The sequence below is a fragment of the Lysinibacillus sp. JNUCC-52 genome, assembly GCF_015999545.1.
In the GTDB taxonomy this organism is placed as follows: Bacteria; Bacillota; Bacilli; order Bacillales_A; family Planococcaceae; genus Lysinibacillus.
Genome location: NZ_CP065546.1, coordinates 141,754 through 159,872, shown reverse-complemented (window position 1 = coordinate 159,872; position 18,119 = coordinate 141,754). Strand labels below are relative to the sequence as shown.

The following is an 18,119-nucleotide window of genomic DNA, read 5'->3' as shown; positions in this document are numbered from 1 at the left end:
AAGTTTGATTTTTATTTGAACTAATATGAAACTGCTTAGGTAATTATTTAGCTCAGCTATTTATTGAATTCATTAACTGGAAGAAGTACTCCGGTTTATGAGTCTTATTTAGGTTATACCATGAATGTAATGTGTCGGGTGCAAAGACGTCTAATTTTTTTAGTACTTCCATCGTAAATTCTAGAGGTGCTACTCCTGATGCAGTAATCAAATTCTCACCAGATACCGCAGGTCTCATCTCATAATATTTTTCTCCTTTATAATTAGGACAGACCATTTTAATATACTCTAAGTCACTGCTTGTGTGTTTTCTAGAATCTAAGTATCCCATATTCGCAAGGGCCTCAGTTGCACCACAAATTGCAGCAACAATAGTGCCAAACTTTAAAGCTTGGCCAACTCTCTCCAAGATAGGTTGATGAATTTCTTCACTCCAAGTAGTCCCTCCTGGTAAAATTAAAAGATCTTTACTCTCAAGAATACATTCATCAAGTGAAATATCTGGTTTTATGCTCAGTCCTCCCATAGTTGTAATCATTTCTTTATTAGCTCCTACTGTAATTACTTTTAAAGGGGGTAAGTCTTTTTTGAAATATCTTCCTGAGTTTAGTTCAGCAATTAAATATCCATATTCCCAGTCCGACATTGTATTAAAGACATATAGAAAAACTTTTTTTGTTTGCATCCAAACACTCCAATCACATTTGATATAGCTATTATAAAATAACTTCCCTGACAGTTAACGTCAGGGAAGTTATCATACTTGATGAAAATTTATTAATTCCGTCAGAACTTCAATAATTCTTTTCTTAAGACTTATTGGCTCGATAACATTAATAGATTTATTGTACGGTAAAAGTAAATAAGGTACATATGTATGTATTATATCTTTTTCAAGAAGAAAAACTGCTTGATTTGAAGTCCGTGTTTGTAAATAATGTCCTAAAAACCAATGTTGGCAAATATCATCCAACGTTAATGAATTCCCATTAATAACCAAAGAAATAATTACTTCCGTATCTTCTATAGTTGGAAGGAGGTTTTTCATAAAAAAGTCACTCGCTGAAAAATTTTCTGGTCGGTTAAACTTATTTTCGGTTAGCGTTAAACTTTCAATTCGATCTACTCTAAAACTACGGATTTCATTCCTAAGATGACAAAACCCAATCACATACCATTTATTATTCCAATAAATAATTCTGTAAGGATTAATAAATCTATACTTTGATTGATCTTCGCCACTTTTATGGTAAAGAATTTTTAAAGAGTTTCCGTCAGCTACGGCCTGCTCCAACTCTTTCAAGAAAGGATCCATAGGCTGAGAACTTAATCGACTTATTACTTCAAGATTGGCCAAATGTTGGTTTATCTTTATTTTCTGCTCTTGATTTGAATATTTGCTTAGCTTTGAAATAGCACTATTTAGTGCTTCACCACCATAATATCCAGCTTCTTCTGCAAAAACAGCAGCATGATAAAGTGAAGTTTGCTCCTCAAAATCAAAAAATAGAGGAGCCTCAATAAAATTGTTCAATAGAGTGTATCCACCATTATGTCCTGGTTCTGAAATTATAGGTACGCCACTTGTTGAAAGTGTATCAATATAACGATACACAGTCCTTATATTCATCTCTAACTTTTCTGAAATTTGTTGTGCAGTAATTTTTTCACCTGAACGAAGCATCCATAGAATTGCTAACACATTGTCCATTTTAGGCATATAAATCCACCTCTATAAGATAAGTTTATTTTTATTAATTCGTAATAAATAAACTTTAGTTTACATTTAAATTTAACTTATTTCCTTGACTTAGATTATTCTGTCTTTTTAAATAAAGTAAAATTCTTAACAATCTATTTCTGATTTTTAGTATAACTCATCAACTCCGATATTCCTCAATCTGGTCCAATTAAGGAATAAAACTTAAACAAGACTTCCAAACCAATTCAATTTTAACACATATAACCAACAATAAAATCAACTCTATGCAAAACTAACGAGGTGATTTATCAAACTTAATTTGAGATCTAAATTAGTTATGCTCATACAAACAAATGTATTACATAAATCTCGTATACTAAATTAAAAAAGGGAAAAAATTCTCATTCTAAGTAATTTGCTATTTCTATCATTGAATTTGTCAATCGCGCTAGTTCCTCATCAAGCGCTGATTGAGATCGCTCCGCTAACCCGCACTCCTAGTCCTAAATCTTCAATGATTTCACTAAATAAAGAAAACGTACTTTCCCTGTGCGTATCGTAAACTACACGAACGACTAGAGCTGTACGTTTTTCCTCAAGTAATTTAAAGATTATCTTTAATGCAACATGATAGGATTTCGATGAGCCATAACCACCGACGAGGACTTGTGTCTTACAACGCCAGTCGAATAAGAAAGTTTCGAAATGTGGATTTACTTCTTTTTCAATTAATAATGTCATTTTACTCAACTCCTTTAACATTACACGCATAAAAAACACGCGTATTTTCACACCCCAAAATAGACACGCGTTATTTATGCGTGTTATAATGATATTAGAAAGGAGGTAAGGTAATGGGAAAGCAAGTGACCATAAGAGAAGCACTAAAAAGACTCAAAAAAGAAGGATTCATCAAATCTCCTACTCATAAGGGTCCTGGCAGTCATCAGAGATACATACATAAAGATGACCCAACAAGATTTGCTGATATAAGCGTAAAAGCTGATGGTCGATTGATTCCGGTAGGCACACTTAAAAGTATTGAGCAGACTTCAGGGGTTAAATTCTAACCCCTCTCTGCTTACATCTATTGCCTTACCTTAACTTGCCTTTCTCTATATTGCCTTACCTCAATGTCCAAAAGTAACATAATAGCATTTAAAAGAAAGGAGGTATTAATATTGAGCTACGCCAATCATTTTATTTACCCAGTCGTTGTTGAAACTGCAGCCGATGGTGGTTTAGGAATGTATTTCCCTGACTTTGCGGGCACAGCTATTTTAGCTGACCATATTAAAGAAGGTATCCAAGAAGCGAAAGATATGTTAGCTTTTCGTATCCTTGAATTAGAAGAAAAGGAAACATCTCTGCCCAATCCATCAAATCCTGCAGATATCGTTTTGCATGCAGAATCAGATCGCATTATCTTTATTGACGTTTACATGCCCCCATTTCGTAATGAGGCTGTAAATAAAGCCGTAACAAAAAACTGTACGCTACCTCGCTGGTTACGAGATGCAGCTGAAGATGCAGGTTTAAACTTCTCACAGATACTTCAAGCTTCCCTTAAAGAGGCTCTTGGTATTGACCAAAACGACAAAAAAGCAGCCAATTAAGGTTGCTTTTTTTGCTGATATTTTGAATTTCTATAGGTTCATTTTGTTGATTAGAACCAAGCTTTTCAATCTCCACTTTCGTTTTATCAATATTCAGCTTCATCTGCTTTAGTTTAAGTCTACGCTCATCATCAACATCAGCCATTTCCACAAACTGACGAATAGAAGAACGCAACTCCCCGATAGCTCTCGATTGAGCAGTGAGTAGTTGCGCCTGTTGTTCCCATGCAAATTGGAAGTTGTATTCAGTTTCATGCGAAGGATTTTTACCACCTTGCACCTTGCACCTTCTCTCGTTTGAGCTCTTTTATGATTTCGTCTTTTGATTCAACATGCATAATACGTTGAGCGCGAATGATAGCAGCATACTGGATTTGTATTTGGTCCCATATTAAATCGGCAGGAGAGCGCTCGTTCATTGCCTCCATGATTTCGAGTGTTTCTTTGGGTAAGTATTTTGAGAAAAAACCATGCGTTGTTGCATTCTGATTTTGCTTTGGTGCACCATGCCTTTTAGCATTGCTATTGCCAGCAGGAGCCCCCACTTCGTTTAGGAACGTTACCATTGGATTTAGTAACGTTACCTTTCAATTGGTTATCCCATTTATCTTGGTTCTTCCACTTTCGGATTTGCGAATCGGATAAATTCAACTGCTCGGCAATATCCTTCAAGAGTATTTTCCCTTTCCTTTCAACCCACATTTGAAACGCTTCATCACGTTTCGGATTCCTTGGTCTAGCCATATCTCATACACCACCACCTCCATCTTCGTTTGTTTGTTTTGTAATCACCCCATTATGATAGTTGCTTAGTTTGTTTTTAGGTATAGAAAAAGCACCTCCTAAGAGATGCTTAAACTATTTTTCAAATTTTATGTTCGTTACCATAGAATGAAAATATGCTGCTGTCGGATATGTTGAAAAAGCACGAATCATTATCCAAGTGAAATAAATGGACAATACAAAGGTTACCATAAATGAATAAATAACAGTGCCAGTGAACTTATCTAGTAATTGATAAAGCGAAATGATAAATCCAAAAAAAGCTATTAGTACAGGGAAATATTTTGAAGGATCGTTAGATTCTTTAAAATCGGCACTCCTCCCTATAATTAACGCTTGTTGGGTCGAATCCAAAGTTTCTAAATACTCTATATTTTTGTTTATTCTTTCAATGCCGAAAGGGGATTTCTTTATGTATAAATGTTCATCAATGAATTTCTTCAATTCCTGATCTTTCCCTCTTGTCGCTTCGATTAAATCGCTAATGAAAATACTCTGATCCGAACTATTCGTTTGTTCAGTCATTCAAATCACTCTCCCTCTTTATGTCATTATTCGACTCGAAAATGGAAATTCCTTCTAAACTCTTAAACTAGACCAGTATTTTCTATATTTTTCAAAACTCTTACCTCCTTAGCCCAATAACAAATCAGAATATAGAATAGAATGTAATAAGTTTTCACTCTCATAACCACACCAAACTCTGCCCTCTCAACTCAAAGCGTTTTGGCTGTTCGATGCAGTTTTCAAAGCAAATTAAAAGCCCCCATACCTGCGCTGGATGAAGGCCTTGTATTCGTCTATTATTCTATTCTGGTAAAAATGTCGAGTTAGCTCACTTCTAACAACCGTGGTAGAGCTACACCATTTTATTATTATAATCGAATTGTTTTCGTGCATTTCCGTGCACGTTTAGTAAGTTTGACTGAATTATGGAAAGTGGACGAAGTTCACATAAAAACCACTCTTATCCCGTCTTTAGCCCTTTATATTAATTAAGATACCTAATTTCTTAAAAAATATGGCCGGCCATGTATGTCTTGCTCCGAACTAGTCTATGGAGCGCGGGTCGGTCTTCGGTCTGTCTTCACTAATATTTAGGTTTTTATAAATACCAGGGGAAGAAACTTTTACCGCACCGAACCTATCTCCGAGTTTACAATACAAATTTTTAATCACAAACTATCGTACATGCTTTACATTTGTTCCTAATATTGCATCTGTTTCACGCTATTCAGAAATATGTAGTCTGTCAAAGTATTTTTCTATTTCTTCTAATACAACTGTCTTTTCTAACGTTTTCTCGAATTCCAATAAATCTCTTTTGTGAATTTGAGCACCTTCGTCTTATAAGTGAAAAGAAAAATAATATAAGATAAATATCGCATTATTTATTACTATTTCAAAATTTATTAGATGTGGCTCTATGTGTTCCCTGTTAGCAGTATTGTAATCTAATAAGTATTTATGTGGTATGAAATTATCCTTATCATTTACATGAACTGCACCAGATAAGGTTGAATATAGATCAAATAATTGTTTCATACATTCATTAACTGGCGTTTCGGAAAAATAACCAATTACAAAGTGTGTTAACTTACCTACTTTATGACTTTCTTGCATGCTTTTTAAGTTTTTTAAGCTATCAGTAGCTGTGTAAATACCCATCTTTTTGTTTTCACGATATTCAATGTATCTACTAATTCCTATTGAAAGCCTGAATAAAGATTCTATCCCTGACCTTAGTATTTGTTTAGAAGCATTTATATAATTAAGATTTGCTAAATCAAAACTAATAATCATATTATTTTTCATTCAAAAAAGAATTGTTGTATTTTACTTCGCTTGTCTAAATCGCAAATAACATTTGTTAATGTAGTATATAAGTATATTTTTTGATATATTTTTATAAAACGTACCTTTAATTCGGTATTTGTGAAATACTCACGTTCTGTTAGAAATAGTTCATAGGAATCAAAATCCCGTTCCCAATTCTTCTTAGTTTCTATAGACATTATATCAACCTACTTTTATGATTCTATAACCGCTCGCCATGCATCAATAACATTTTTATTGCTACTATTAGTTTTCTTTTCTTTGTTATTATTAGATTTATTTTTGTCATTTTTTTCTTTCTTATTATCTTTTAAAAATTTTTGGATATTTTTCATTGTTTTTAAAAAATGTTCAATTTCCTTTTTTTGATGCTCTCTTAAATCCTTTACTGCTCTTGCAAAAAGTGCGGGTCTAGCATTAAATAAGTATTCACCATAATCTTTTTCAAGAACTTCAACAGTAAAAATTTTTAATTCTGCATTTTTGGTATAATATGCTTCTCTATCTAAGATAATTTCGCTTAAAACAGCTGCACTAAGTAGGAGTACTATCTCCGAATTATTTTTAGAGATATTAATATTTATAAATTCTTTTTTTATATCCATTTCAATACCTCTCTTTTTTAACTTGTTTTCCTAATTAACTCTTCACAAAGTCGTACAATTTCCTCTCTTGAGAAGTCCATATCATACATCAATGTTTCTAATTTTCCTGTTCTAATTAATTCATATTCTGTTAGCTTTGTTTTAAATTGTGGTTTACCACTAAAAGATTCTTGAATTGCAGTTCTTCTTAGTTTATCTTCTTTAACTAAAGTAAAAATTATGCCTAAGTTCGTCAAAACATGATCTTCTAACGTTAAATCTTTTCCCATATTTAGCCCCAATGTAACTATTATTATCAACCTTTGCTACTGGTTTTCGTGCTTCTTCAATAGTCGCAACCATCCAATGATAATTCTTAATCCACTGCAGTAAATTCTCTTTCGTTACTTTCATTTGCTCTTGTTTGCCCATCAGGTTAGCCCCCTTAAGCTGTGGTATAATGCTTTTGAAAAGGCTCAAGTGGAATAACCAATTTTTAGCTGTAGCGAGTGACGATGCTGCAGCTTTTTTATGGTAAAATTTACACAAAATACATAACGAGGTAATACAATGGACATATTTTCAGATATATCACTTGGTGGAAGTCTTTTATTTTTTATACCACCAATGATATTACTACTGATAGTTTGCGTAGCAATCTACAAAACGTTATTCGGAAAAATCTTGCCGACAAAGATTTATAATTTCTTTATTGGCCCCATCGCCCTACTTGGTTTCTTGATATGGGCAATCCCTATGAATATGGGGTTTTATGAATTTTTTAGGGCGATATTATAGTCGCTCTTTCTTCTTATTTTCCTCATATTGTTCATTAGACTCTTTTCTTTTTAACTAACAGAGCCTCATTTTATCTCCAACACTTTCCATGGATTCTTATTTAGAATAAAGATAAAATTAATTGATTTCATTATCTTTATTTGGAGGCAATATGACTGATTTAGCAGGACAACCTTTGACTAGTTTAATAGCTCAATTAACCTACAGCCCTTTATTTATCTTGCAAGTTATTATAGCTCTTCTAGTATTACTTATCTTTAAAAGTGAAAAAGGTTGCTTAATGTTTATTTATAAAATTTGGGCAGTGATATACATAGTCATTTATTTAATAGCAATTTATTTTTACTTAATGAAGCACTAATAAACAATCTTTTTATACTGCTTTAACTAAAGATTAGACATGACATATCATCTTTTAGCCACTCTTCATTTTTTCCATCATCGTAACCATAATCTGTTACAATGCCTTGAGTTCCTTCTGGACACCATTTATCGCGTATGTCATCTACTTTAACTCTTTAACTGTAATGCTGTATTCACCTGTTACAAAGCACCAAAAGCAAAATGTCCGCAAGTCCACCAAACTTTTTCACACATCATATTTGCGCCCCTCCTACACCATTTCAAAAAGCGATTGTTGTATATACCCACGCTCAATTATTTGAGGATTGAGCCACAAGCTTTCGCATTTTTCTTTTGCAGCTTCGGTTGTGGCAATCTTCGAAATCCTTGTCCAACCACGTAAAAAATCATTGTACATATCGTTGTTGTAGCCACTAATCATGGCAAATCCGCGATGCTTATTTAAGGCAAATAGCAATGCCTCGTGTTGTTCATTTCTCATTCGTCATTTCATAAGCATAATGTCTTTTTGTACGTGTGCTTAATAAATACGGTGGATCACTGTAGATCAAACAGTCTTCTTTGTTATAACGGCCTATTAATGTTGCTCAATCTAAATTTTCAATTTGTACATTTTGTAATCGCTCCGTTGCTTCTAAAACGATAGCTGGTAGCTTGCGCCAATCAGGCAATGCACTGAAAGTCGATGAATCTACATTGTGACGCCACCCTGTACGATCACTTGTTTTTATCCAACAGCGGATTAAGAATACCCTAGCTCTTTCTAACGCATTTAATTCACCCTTTAATGCAGCAAATGATTCGTTGTATTCTTGCCTTGAATAGGGCGTAAGTTGAATTTGTTGAGCCAGTTGTTCAGGCTGGTCGCGTATGACTTTGAATAGATTGACGATATTGCCATCTAAATCATTTATTGTTTCTATACGTGCAGGTGGCTTATTGAATAAGACAGCACCACTACCGAAGAATGGCTCAAGATACACCTCATGCTCAGGCATTTGGATTACAATCCAGCTAGCCAGATTCCATTTAGAACCGACATAATTTAAGACTCGCTTCAAACAATCACCTCCTGTTATTGCACATTTTTTCGCTTCATCATCAAAGTTCTCAGTAAATCCAGTTACTCATTACACAGATATTTCATGTTAAAATGAAATTAAAAAGACTGGGGGAATTTTCTTGAAAAATCTTTCGAAGCTATTTCTGATTTCTGGATTAGTTGCTACATTCTTTGGCCTTTTCCCTTTTTTATTTGCTTATCCATTCAGCGATAGTCCTAATTCAGGTCCCTCAAATTTGTTGGAGCTTATACTTATGATTTCTTATGAAGGAAAGGTGTGGTATTTGATCTTTGGGATTGTGCTACTCTCAGCTTCACTTATCACAAAAAGAAAAGCACATGTTTAATTAACTATTCAAAACCCACTTAATAATCGATACTAGTTTCTCTCAAATGCTTCAAGTCTGCTGATAAAACAACTTAAAGCCGTTTTCTCTAACTTTTAGCACTGGCTTACACGCACTAATAATTTCAATTTGCATACCGTTTCACAGTCTCATGAAGCCCTCGCTCTTTCAGTCATTGTAATAGCATAATCTAAAGCTTCGTCCTGAGTGCTCAAACCTTTCAGCACGCGTAATGCTTCAAGGTTCTGATAAAACCCTATCTCGTTTTCTTTGTACTGATATTTTTTTGTAGAGGCTTATGTGTAACACCATCTGATCAAGGCTTGTTCCTGCAAAAATGCTATTCGAAATGTGATATTTCAGTTAGGAAATAAATAATAATTTCCCGGGTAAGCGCAAGAAATGACAAGTTTTACTGTTCATTGACACTTCCATGTGTTGCATCGGTTATTCTTCAAAAACTGCATAATCTGTGTCTTCGATAACTTCCCTCATATTTTCTGCAAATTCCGTTTTAATTGTTTCATCCACTTCTATAACCTTTTGAAGCTAGGTAGATTTAGGAGCGTATTTCAACACTTCTTTCAATGAAAAAAAGTTATCTTGATTGCTAAATCCTCCTTGAACGAAGCATCCGTTAGTTGAAATAATGGACGAATGAAAGGCCCCTTGTTCAGATACAACGGGTTTACGTCAGAAGTACAAAAAAAGTTATTAAAAAGTTAAAACACACATTATTTCGCGTATGAAAATAAAATATGTTTTTTGTTACATATGTTGTTTATTGCACATTATTCAATTTCATCAAATCACGCAGATAAATAGAGTACATTGTGTGAATTGGAATATGATTTATTAAGTGAATTGTCAGGAGAGCGAGAAAATGTAATCGTTGTTTACACAAAGGATTATATATGATAATTTGGTTTAAAATGTTATTTATGGTGGTGGAATAATGAAGTGGACATATGTTTTAGGTATTGTTGTTTTAACTGCGTTATTGAGTATAGGTGGTACTCTTTTAATCACAGAAAAGATCTATGAGAAAGAAGAGTCTGAACATGATGTTAAAGAATTAAAGAACAATTCAAAAGAAGAGGAAAAAGAAAAATTTGTATCGACGGTTGATGTGAGTGGTATGGGGTGGGAAAATCCTATTTTCTCCAAGAAAATTGATGATTGGAAAAGTGGAGATGAACCCTTTGTTGGCAATCTAGTAGAAGAAGTGATTCAAGAGATGGCACACCAAAAGATTATCGCTGAATCGAAAGAAGGTTCTATTATGATTACACCAGAAAGAATCGACACTTTAATACAGATGGTAGAAGAAAACAAAGATAAATATGAACGTCATAAAATGTCTGATAAATATGCACCTTATGAAATATATCTAGATATATTAAAACGTTGGCACAAAGGTGATTTTTCAACAGTTGACGATGACCATAATATTTTAATGTTTATTCAAGGTGGGAAAACACCTGAAGGTTTAGGGACAGGCATTGCTTCGGAAGAACAAGAGAAAAACTATATTTTCCAAGTTTTTTCAAAAGAGGTTGATGAAGTTTTTGGTTCGACAGAAAAGCAGGGTTTATGAAAAAGATTTTTATTTTTATATTAATGATATTTATATTATTCTCAGGATTCTCAACACAAAGTTATGCCTTGTCAGATTCGAAATCTGCGGCAATACAAGCGTTGCTAGATGATGCCCGTCATATATCAGGTGTTCCAGGAATGTCAATCTCAATTCTTGTTGATAATGAAGTGCTCTACTTTTCTTCAGGGTATGCAGACCGTGAAAAGGGGTTGTCTGCAAGTGAAAATACACTCTATGAGTTAGCCTCAGTCAGTAAAGCTTTTACTGGTTTGGGTATTATGCTGTTGGAAGAGCAAGGGTTGCTCTCAATGACTGACCCTGTCCAAAAATATTTACCTTGGTTTACGTTAAAGTATCAAGGGAGACTTGTTGATATGCAAAGTCTTACATTAAATAACTTTCTTCATCATACAAGTGGTCTAACAAATATTAGACATACTCAAAATATTCCACAAGGTAATACACCAGATATGTTGCAAAAGACTGTGGAAATGCTTGCTGATGCAGAATTGGAGTTCCCTCCCGGTGAACAGTATAACTATGGAACCGTTAATTATGACGTATTGGGTTTGGTTATTGAGATGGTGTCGGGACAAAGCTATGAAGACTTTATGAAAGAACAGGTATTTCAGCCGTTAGGTCTTCACCAGACGTATGTTTATAAAGAAGATGCTCAAGCCACTGGACAGTTGGCACAAGGCTACCGTTCTTCCTTTTTTATGACAACCCCATTTAAAGCTCCAGATTATGCTGGGAATAAACCTGCAGGCTACATCATTTCTAATACAAAAGATATGGCGCGTTGGATGGGCATACAAATTGGTATCGTGCAGAACATACCCGAAATATTGCAAACGGTTATCGAAAAATCACATAAGGGTGATATGTCAGTTTCGTCTGTCAACGATATGTATTATGCGGCAGGCTGGTTGGTTAACGCCGACCAAACGATTATAGAACACACTGGGGGCAATCCAAATTTCAGAACCGAAGTAGTCATATTGCCAAATGAACGCACAGCCATTTGCTTGCTGAGTAACGGTGCGAATACCAATATAAACCTGGTACTAAAAGTTAAAGATATATTAGATGGCAATCTAACTCAGTCATATGAAATAAGCGGCACACAGCTGTTGGATATTATTTTGTCGTCTTTCACCATTATTCTTTCCCTATTGGCAGTTTTGCTATTTCTATTAGGATTACGCAGCAGAAGGAAAACGAATGAGCGACATCGAATGACAAAAAGGAGAACAATCGTAACAGTTATTTTCCTGATTGCTACGATCGTCCTGGGTATACTGTGCTTTGCTTTCGATTGGTCAACGATACTTATTTGGCAAACATATAGCGTTTTTACAGCTTTGATTTCCTCTGCATTATTAACAGCAAGTATTACATGGTTTGTATACACTCGCCGATAAAATATCTCGCTCCCGTGATAAGCATAATTATAAGTAATTGAATTTCAACTTATCGGTATGCTTAATTTGAAAAACATCAGACACTGCGGTGTCTTTTTTTAATAAAACTATTTTTTTAAATGAATTCAAACTAAACAACTATATTATTTTTGCAAAAGCGGTGTTAGGTAACATTTTAAAAGATTGTTATTCCACATTCTGACCCGATTGTTAAGCAAATGTTATTAAAAAGAAGTAGCCCATTGGCTACTTCTTCATCTGATTCAATATGTTTTTTCTAACTCTTTAAACCATAGTGCTCGATAATCTTTCTCCACTTCTAATATTTACTAGCTTTCTTACCATTTTCTCGATCGAATTAAATTTTTTTGTATACTTGTAAAGTTCATTTCTCATTATTCAGATTTATTTTAGTGTAAAGACTCTGTTGTTTTAATGGATAATGGTTATTTGACAACAGCTGTAATAACCATTTTCTTGCTTGCTCATTGATTTTAAATTCTTGAAAGAAATGATTATAGTTTGCTATCTTGTCTTCAAGAAATTCATATTGATTATAGTATTCAAAAAAAGACTTATATAGCATGTCAATTTGTCCTTCAGGAATTTGATTTATCTTTTCTTCTAAAACATAACTTAATGTTCCCGCTATGTTTGAACAGTAGAATCGAAAATCCTCATAGAAATCCACCTCTTCCTCATTCGATAAATTCAAAAATTCTGTTCGAAAATCTTCACTTATTTTATTAATATCTTCAGTAGGAAATGGCTGTCTTAATTCATCTTTCATTTCAGTTAATTGTTTTATAATAGTGTTCATATTTTCTCCCTTATTTTTGTGTCAATTACCTATTTTATTAAGTTTGTTCAGTAGACTAACACAAACTCTTCCAAAGCATTGTTTGGTTATCTTTCATAATTGTTATTTCACAATCCCTCTCGATTGTGGAATAATTTTATCTACAATAAGTAATCCATATTCTATACAGATCTTTACCGTCTATTTCAATTATATCTTTATGCAATGTAACATTTACATTTGTGTATCCCGCCCATTGTGGTATTAGTTCCGTTAAACAATCGATTACCTTTGCATCAGGAGTAGCATAACCGATATTTTCTTTTCTCAAAAAGCCATTTGAGAAATCTTGATATAATGAGTCCGTCCATTCATAAACTTCAAACTGGGAATCAAAAATCCGTTCATCTTCTTGATATTGTCCGTTTATCCAGAATATTTCCATCACAATAACACCTCCTAATGAATACAGCGTTTTATAACACTATTTCCTGTAAAGATAAAGATACTTTCCTAGCTTTTTTTATTAAAGGGTCCTTAAATGAAAGCTAACATTGCTACTTATTACAGAATCGCTCCCGTATGTTTAATACTAAAGAAGTTTCTATTTGCTGCATTATTTCGATATCTTCAACAAATGTCCATGCTGTTTAATTAATAAAAAGGAAAAAAGGTTATAGAAAAACCAATAACAAATATAAACAACATTATAATTTCTATTAAATTTTGATTTTTAGTGAACCTTTTACTAAATTTAAAATCCTTTTCCAGTTTAAATTACCGTTTCAACAACTTTTCGAGAATTATAGAACTAACTATTAAAAGAATATAGATGGTGATAGCGACCCAAAACAAGGCTTTCTCCCCCTAGACAAACTATTCACTTTTATTTTAACATTTTGCATATATTATATGTAAAATATTCCCTAAATATATTTTATACTAACCTGTCAATCAAGCTCTATTGCCCTTAGCATTCTCGTTGTAAAATTGCAGCAGAGTCTTTTTCGCTGTTGTTATAGAATTGTACAGGTAATAATAAGATAGCAGCGAAAAATAAAAGCCGTGATAAGAAATTCCACTCTCAAAACAAAATAAAAACCCCTCGAATCCACTCAAGGGGTTTGCATTCGTCTATTTAGTTATTGTGATAATTGTCGAAAGCTCGCTCTTTAGGTCGTAGAAGTTTGGAAGAAGGAGCCTAAGTTCCTATTAATCTAATGTAAAACCACTAGAACCATCAACTGCTAATGACATAGCTAAAGCGTAGAATGCTCGACGAGCTCCAGCACAGTTCGGAGATTCTTTATCGGTGGTAGTAAGGTCTGTAGCAACATCAACAGTTCCACTTGTATTTGTAGTATCGGCTAATATATCTAAGCGAGCCAAATCCCAAAGGCCTGAACGACCGTGCGATGGAAACTTACTTTGGCCGTGTAATGCTTGACCAACATCAAGTTGATGTTTAATCGCTATAGATACTTTGTTTTCCATACTTGCTATTCCTTGTCCTGTAATTCCAGGATAAACATTAAATAATCCAACCATAGCTTGATTGATTCCCTCGCCTTTATTAGGCATTTGCCACGGATTTTTAATCAACTCTGATGAACCTAACATGGCATTTTCAGGAATGTACATTCCCCAATATTTCGCTTGGCTAAACGAATTACTAACTAAGTTATTTTTTATAGTTGAATAGTTATCAAAAATCTCCTTGTAGGTATTAATTAACTGAGTAACCATAACTCCAGAATCCGATTCTATATTCGGAATAAGACTGTGCCATGATGAGGCTGTTGGGTTTTCTATTAAACTTGCATAAATTTGCAAGAATGTTATTGCAAAAGCATTATATGCAGGAGAATCGAACCGAGCACGTAGCATATTATTTGTCAGGTTGACATCAGAAAACCCGTGAACAGGAAGAACTCTTTTTGCAGATAATGAATTGTTATAGGGCTCTTGCTGGAAACAACCTTTAGAAGCATTAGCCACTGAAGTATTGGAACCCCATTGAGTATAACTAAGAACATCTCGGATTGCATTTTTCAGGTTATGTGCAGGATCTAATGAAGCGCCAGTCTCATTAACCTTTACATCATATACATGCGCTGCCATCCAACAAGCAACAGCATTTAGTGAAGAATTAAGAATAAATCGTTCGTTTTTAGTTTTAAAATTTGCATGATGATTAATATAATCTTTACCGCTTGTACCTGGTTGAATACCTGCGAACGTAACCTTTCCCGAATCATCAAGAACAGTTGGGTTATTTAAGTAATCTTTCTGAGGATCAGTTGATAAATCCGCTGTAGTAATCCAATATCCGATTTGCCCCTCATATGGCCCAGTAGCAAAACGATATGATTTTTCTGAATCATCGTATGTCCAAGCTGACGGAGTACGATAATACTTTAAAATATTGTATTCTCTGGAACTTAATACTTCATTAGCAAAATGCTCTCGGTATTGCTCTAACAATGTATCTACATTAGAAAATGAAACATCGCTCTGAGAATCATCTAATTTCTTAAGCATTGCTGCCCCAAGATAAATTAAACCTGCTAGTTGATCAATTGGATTCGTCGGAAAATTAAACGCTTTATCGATAAGTTTTGGAATAACAGTATTAACAATTTCTTTGTAAACTGCATCATGTTCTCCAGCTTGAGCCTTTTGTTGTGCGAACTGAGCACAGAACATCATTAGTTGTCCAACACCTTGTTGAATTGGAGAAGAATTGAATGTTTCACTTGAACCATTTAATAAATAGTTTTGGATAAATTTTCTGACTCGAGGATATCGACCTTTATCCTTCTTATAAGGATGTTTTATAGATAACTGCTCAATAGGTAGTAGAAACGCTTCTGCAAAGGCTTGAGCTTCTTGCAAGGGTGTAAATTTTGTCAAATCAAATCACTCCAATTTTATATTTTTAACGTTACTTATTAAGAACCTAATCTTTCTAAGTAACTAGGCAGGCCATGTATGTCGTGCACCGTACCTACCTCCAAGTTTACATTGTTGTTTTAATTTGACTAATTTTGAAAGTATGGCAAGTTTGGAAAAAATGCTTTATGTTATAAAAAAAGATTGCAAAGAGTTATTAATGACGAAAAAAGAGATAAGTTTAAAGATAAATGTATATTTACTATTGGAATTCTTCTAACAGTGTATCTTCTTATAATTACATGGTCATTAATTACCTTAGGAAAGAAATTAAAAGCAATTTTCATCAAATGCAAAGTGAAATAAAAAATTATAAAAAATGTTAAGTAAAGGCACTCGCTATTTTTCACGAGTGCCTTTCCAATCGAACTTATAATATTTTTACGGATTAATTGTATATTAGTATGACTCAAATTCATGTGTCTACCATTGTAGCAGCTTAGGGTTTCTAACTAATTCCTCCGTATATATCACAATGAAATTCCATCTCTATGATATGTGAAGAAATAATACCACTATGGGAGTAGTTTCCTCCAACCGCGATTTTATATACAGTTTTACCCTCAATTAAAGACTCCTCATAACCTAGTTGTGTCCAACTTCCATTAGCGTCAACAGCTTCCGAAGAAATACCGTTAAATACTGAAAATAGTTGCCTTCCCTTTAATAATCACCATCATATACAAGCTAAATTAAAAAACCTAAGCCCAATACAATATCGGACTCAGATCTTAGAAGTTGCTTATATTATGTCTAACTTGATTACTTTATGTTTTAACTGATACCTAAGGCAACCGCTGCAATTAACGCGATACAAGCAATGACTACCCAACCAAGTATCATCTTCCAAATAAATTTAATCCACTTTTCATATGGGATACCTGCAACAGCTAAATAAGCCATTAATGCTGATGAAGTTGGGATAATAGAGTTTGTGAGGGAATCCCCATATTGGAATGCTAAAACAGCCACTTGTCGTTCTAATCCTAATAAATCAGTAATCGGAATCATAATCGGCATTGTTGCTGCAGCCTGTCCACTGCCTGATGAAATAAATAAATTTAAAAGTGCTTGGATAATTAACATGCCGATTGCACTAATAGCATGTGGTAAATGTCCAATTGTTTCAGATGCTGCATACACAATTGTATCAATAATCTTCCCTTGTTCTAAAACAACTGTAATGGCACGGGCAAAACCTACAATTAAAGCACCAAATGTTACAGCTTTCGCTCCTTCAATAAAGGAATCAAATATAGAAGCAGGTTTTAAACCGCCTATTAATCCTGCAACTAATCCCATTATTAAGAAGGATGCAGTTAGCTGTGTTAAGAACCAACCCCAATTAAAGACACCATAAATATTAAAGCCAATTCCACAAGCCATGACAATAAATACAAATTTATGCTTTCCAGTTAATGTAGGAATGTCAATCACTGATACATTAGATTTAGCTTTTTGCTCAATATCATAAATAACGCTTGCCTGCGGGTTCTTTTTCACCTTAAAAGCATAGCGAGATACATAGAAAATAGCAAAGCCTAATACAAAAACATAGACTACTGCACGGAAGCCGATCCCTGAGAATAATGGTACATCTGCTAATGATTGCGCAACACCTACTGTAAAGGGATTAAGCATGCCTCCGAAAAATCCACTAGCAGCACCAAGTGTGATCATGGCAGTTCCTGTTACAGCATCAAAGCCCATCGCGCGTGCAATGGCCACACCAATGGGTACGAAAATAATTGTTTCTTCCGCCATCCCCATTGTAAAACCACCAACAGAGAATAAAATCATCGATAAAGGAATAAGTAATTTTTCTCTGCCTTCTAAAGCTTTTACTCCTTTATAGACACCAGCTTCAATCGCACCTGTTTTATGAATAATGCCAAATACACCACTAACTAAGAAAATGTAAAATATAATTTGAGCTCCTTTTTCAAGCCCCATTGGAATCGCTGTAAACATTTCGAAAAATGAAACTGGATCACTCTCAATATGATGATAGCTTCCATCTACAACGAGCATACGCCCTTCATCATCTTCTTCACGATCAAACTCACCTGCTGGAATAATATAACTTAAAATACCTGCTAAAAAAATAATAGCAAAAATAATAGTATATGTATGAGGTACTTTGAGCCAACTCCTCTTCTTTTCTCTCTGTTCATTTTCCATTAAATAACACACCTTTCAAAGATTTAAACATTTAACAACATTGTCGATATATGTCGTTAATAGAAAATAAA

At 34.0% G+C, this 18,119-nt stretch carries 17 protein-coding genes and 2 pseudogenes; 4 read left to right on the top strand and 15 right to left on the bottom strand.

Features of this window, described 5'->3' with window-relative positions; genetic code table 11:
- Positions 1 to 52: 52 nt before the first annotated feature.
- From JNUCC52_RS00900 to JNUCC52_RS00890, 3 genes and pseudogenes are all read right to left on the bottom strand, one after another.
- Complete coding sequence (locus tag JNUCC52_RS00900; protein ID WP_337981049.1) at positions 53 to 685, bottom strand: type 1 glutamine amidotransferase family protein; 633 nt, start codon at positions 683 to 685, stop codon at positions 53 to 55.
- A 72-nt stretch (positions 686 to 757) separates the two neighbouring features.
- Positions 758 to 1,720 (bottom strand): helix-turn-helix transcriptional regulator, encoded by a 963-nt coding sequence (locus tag JNUCC52_RS00895; protein WP_337981048.1) that lies wholly within the window; start codon positions 1,718 to 1,720, stop codon positions 758 to 760.
- A 480-nt stretch (positions 1,721 to 2,200) separates the two neighbouring features.
- Positions 2,201 to 2,443 (bottom strand): annotated as a pseudogene (locus JNUCC52_RS00890) (phage terminase large subunit); the annotation flags it as partial.
- Between the two features lie 113 nt (positions 2,444 to 2,556).
- Here JNUCC52_RS00890 and JNUCC52_RS00885 point away from each other — a divergent pair.
- Entirely contained in the window at positions 2,557 to 2,772 is a 216-nt protein-coding gene (locus JNUCC52_RS00885; RefSeq protein WP_172771775.1) for a type II toxin-antitoxin system HicA family toxin, read from the top strand.
- Positions 2,773 to 2,883: 111 nt separating this feature from the next.
- A complete protein-coding gene (locus JNUCC52_RS00880) occupies positions 2,884 to 3,318 on the top strand; it encodes a type II toxin-antitoxin system HicB family antitoxin (RefSeq protein ID WP_217270087.1) in 435 nt (144 codons plus the stop codon).
- Here JNUCC52_RS00880 and terS read toward each other — a convergent pair.
- The 8 genes and pseudogenes from terS to JNUCC52_RS00840 form a co-directional block, all read right to left on the bottom strand.
- Positions 3,269 to 4,062 (bottom strand): annotated as a pseudogene (gene terS, locus JNUCC52_RS00875) (phage terminase small subunit). The gene JNUCC52_RS00880 and the pseudogene terS overlap by 50 nt on opposite strands.
- A gap of 114 nt (positions 4,063 to 4,176) precedes the next feature.
- Entirely contained in the window at positions 4,177 to 4,626 is a 450-nt protein-coding gene (locus JNUCC52_RS00870; RefSeq protein WP_337981047.1) for a hypothetical protein, read from the bottom strand.
- An 822-nt stretch (positions 4,627 to 5,448) separates the two neighbouring features.
- A complete protein-coding gene (locus JNUCC52_RS00865; protein ID WP_337981046.1) occupies positions 5,449 to 5,904 on the bottom strand; it encodes a hypothetical protein in 456 nt (151 codons plus the stop codon).
- A 227-nt stretch (positions 5,905 to 6,131) separates the two neighbouring features.
- Positions 6,132 to 6,542 (bottom strand): hypothetical protein, encoded by a 411-nt coding sequence (locus JNUCC52_RS00860; protein WP_337981045.1) that lies wholly within the window; start codon positions 6,540 to 6,542, stop codon positions 6,132 to 6,134.
- 17 nt (positions 6,543 to 6,559) lie between these two features.
- The gene (locus JNUCC52_RS00855; RefSeq protein ID WP_337981044.1) at positions 6,560 to 6,778 is read right to left on the bottom strand and encodes a hypothetical protein; all 219 of its coding nucleotides are present in this window, start codon (positions 6,776 to 6,778) and stop codon (positions 6,560 to 6,562) included.
- Complete coding sequence (locus JNUCC52_RS00850) at positions 6,744 to 6,953, bottom strand: hypothetical protein (protein WP_337981043.1); 210 nt, start codon at positions 6,951 to 6,953, stop codon at positions 6,744 to 6,746. Before JNUCC52_RS00850 ends, JNUCC52_RS00855 begins: the two co-directional genes overlap by 35 nt.
- 979 nt (positions 6,954 to 7,932) lie before the next feature.
- Positions 7,933 to 8,163, bottom strand: a complete 231-nt coding sequence (locus JNUCC52_RS00845; RefSeq protein ID WP_337981042.1) for a hypothetical protein — start codon at positions 8,161 to 8,163, stop codon at positions 7,933 to 7,935.
- A gap of 106 nt (positions 8,164 to 8,269) precedes the next feature.
- Entirely contained in the window at positions 8,270 to 8,743 is a 474-nt protein-coding gene (locus tag JNUCC52_RS00840; protein ID WP_337981041.1) for a DNA adenine methylase, read from the bottom strand.
- Positions 8,744 to 10,047: 1,304 nt separating this feature from the next.
- Between JNUCC52_RS00840 and JNUCC52_RS00835 the strand changes: the two genes are divergently transcribed.
- Both JNUCC52_RS00835 and JNUCC52_RS00830 read left to right on the top strand, forming a co-directional pair.
- Complete coding sequence (locus JNUCC52_RS00835; protein WP_337981040.1) at positions 10,048 to 10,689, top strand: DUF6241 domain-containing protein; 642 nt, start codon at positions 10,048 to 10,050, stop codon at positions 10,687 to 10,689.
- Entirely contained in the window at positions 10,686 to 12,116 is a 1,431-nt protein-coding gene (locus JNUCC52_RS00830; protein ID WP_337981039.1) for a serine hydrolase domain-containing protein, read from the top strand. The genes JNUCC52_RS00835 and JNUCC52_RS00830 overlap by 4 nt, the downstream gene beginning before the upstream one ends.
- Positions 12,117 to 12,501: 385 nt before the next feature.
- Here the strand turns inward: JNUCC52_RS00830 and JNUCC52_RS00825 are convergent, their stop codons facing one another.
- The 4 genes from JNUCC52_RS00825 to JNUCC52_RS00810 all read right to left on the bottom strand — a co-directional run bounded on the left by JNUCC52_RS00825 (position 12,502) and on the right by JNUCC52_RS00810 (position 18,048).
- Positions 12,502 to 12,936 carry a YxiJ family protein gene (locus tag JNUCC52_RS00825; protein WP_337981038.1) on the bottom strand — a complete coding sequence of 145 codons (435 nt, stop codon included), beginning with the start codon at positions 12,934 to 12,936 and terminating at the stop codon, positions 12,502 to 12,504.
- A gap of 136 nt (positions 12,937 to 13,072) precedes the next feature.
- Entirely contained in the window at positions 13,073 to 13,363 is a 291-nt protein-coding gene (locus tag JNUCC52_RS00820; RefSeq protein ID WP_337981037.1) for a hypothetical protein, read from the bottom strand.
- 764 nt (positions 13,364 to 14,127) lie between these two features.
- Positions 14,128 to 15,828 carry a hypothetical protein gene (locus tag JNUCC52_RS00815; RefSeq protein WP_337981036.1) on the bottom strand — a complete coding sequence of 567 codons (1,701 nt, stop codon included), beginning with the start codon at positions 15,826 to 15,828 and terminating at the stop codon, positions 14,128 to 14,130.
- An 813-nt stretch (positions 15,829 to 16,641) separates the two neighbouring features.
- Positions 16,642 to 18,048, bottom strand: coding sequence for a YfcC family protein (locus JNUCC52_RS00810; RefSeq protein WP_337981035.1), 1,407 nt, complete (start codon positions 18,046 to 18,048; stop codon positions 16,642 to 16,644).
- Positions 18,049 to 18,119 lie beyond the last annotated feature (71 nt).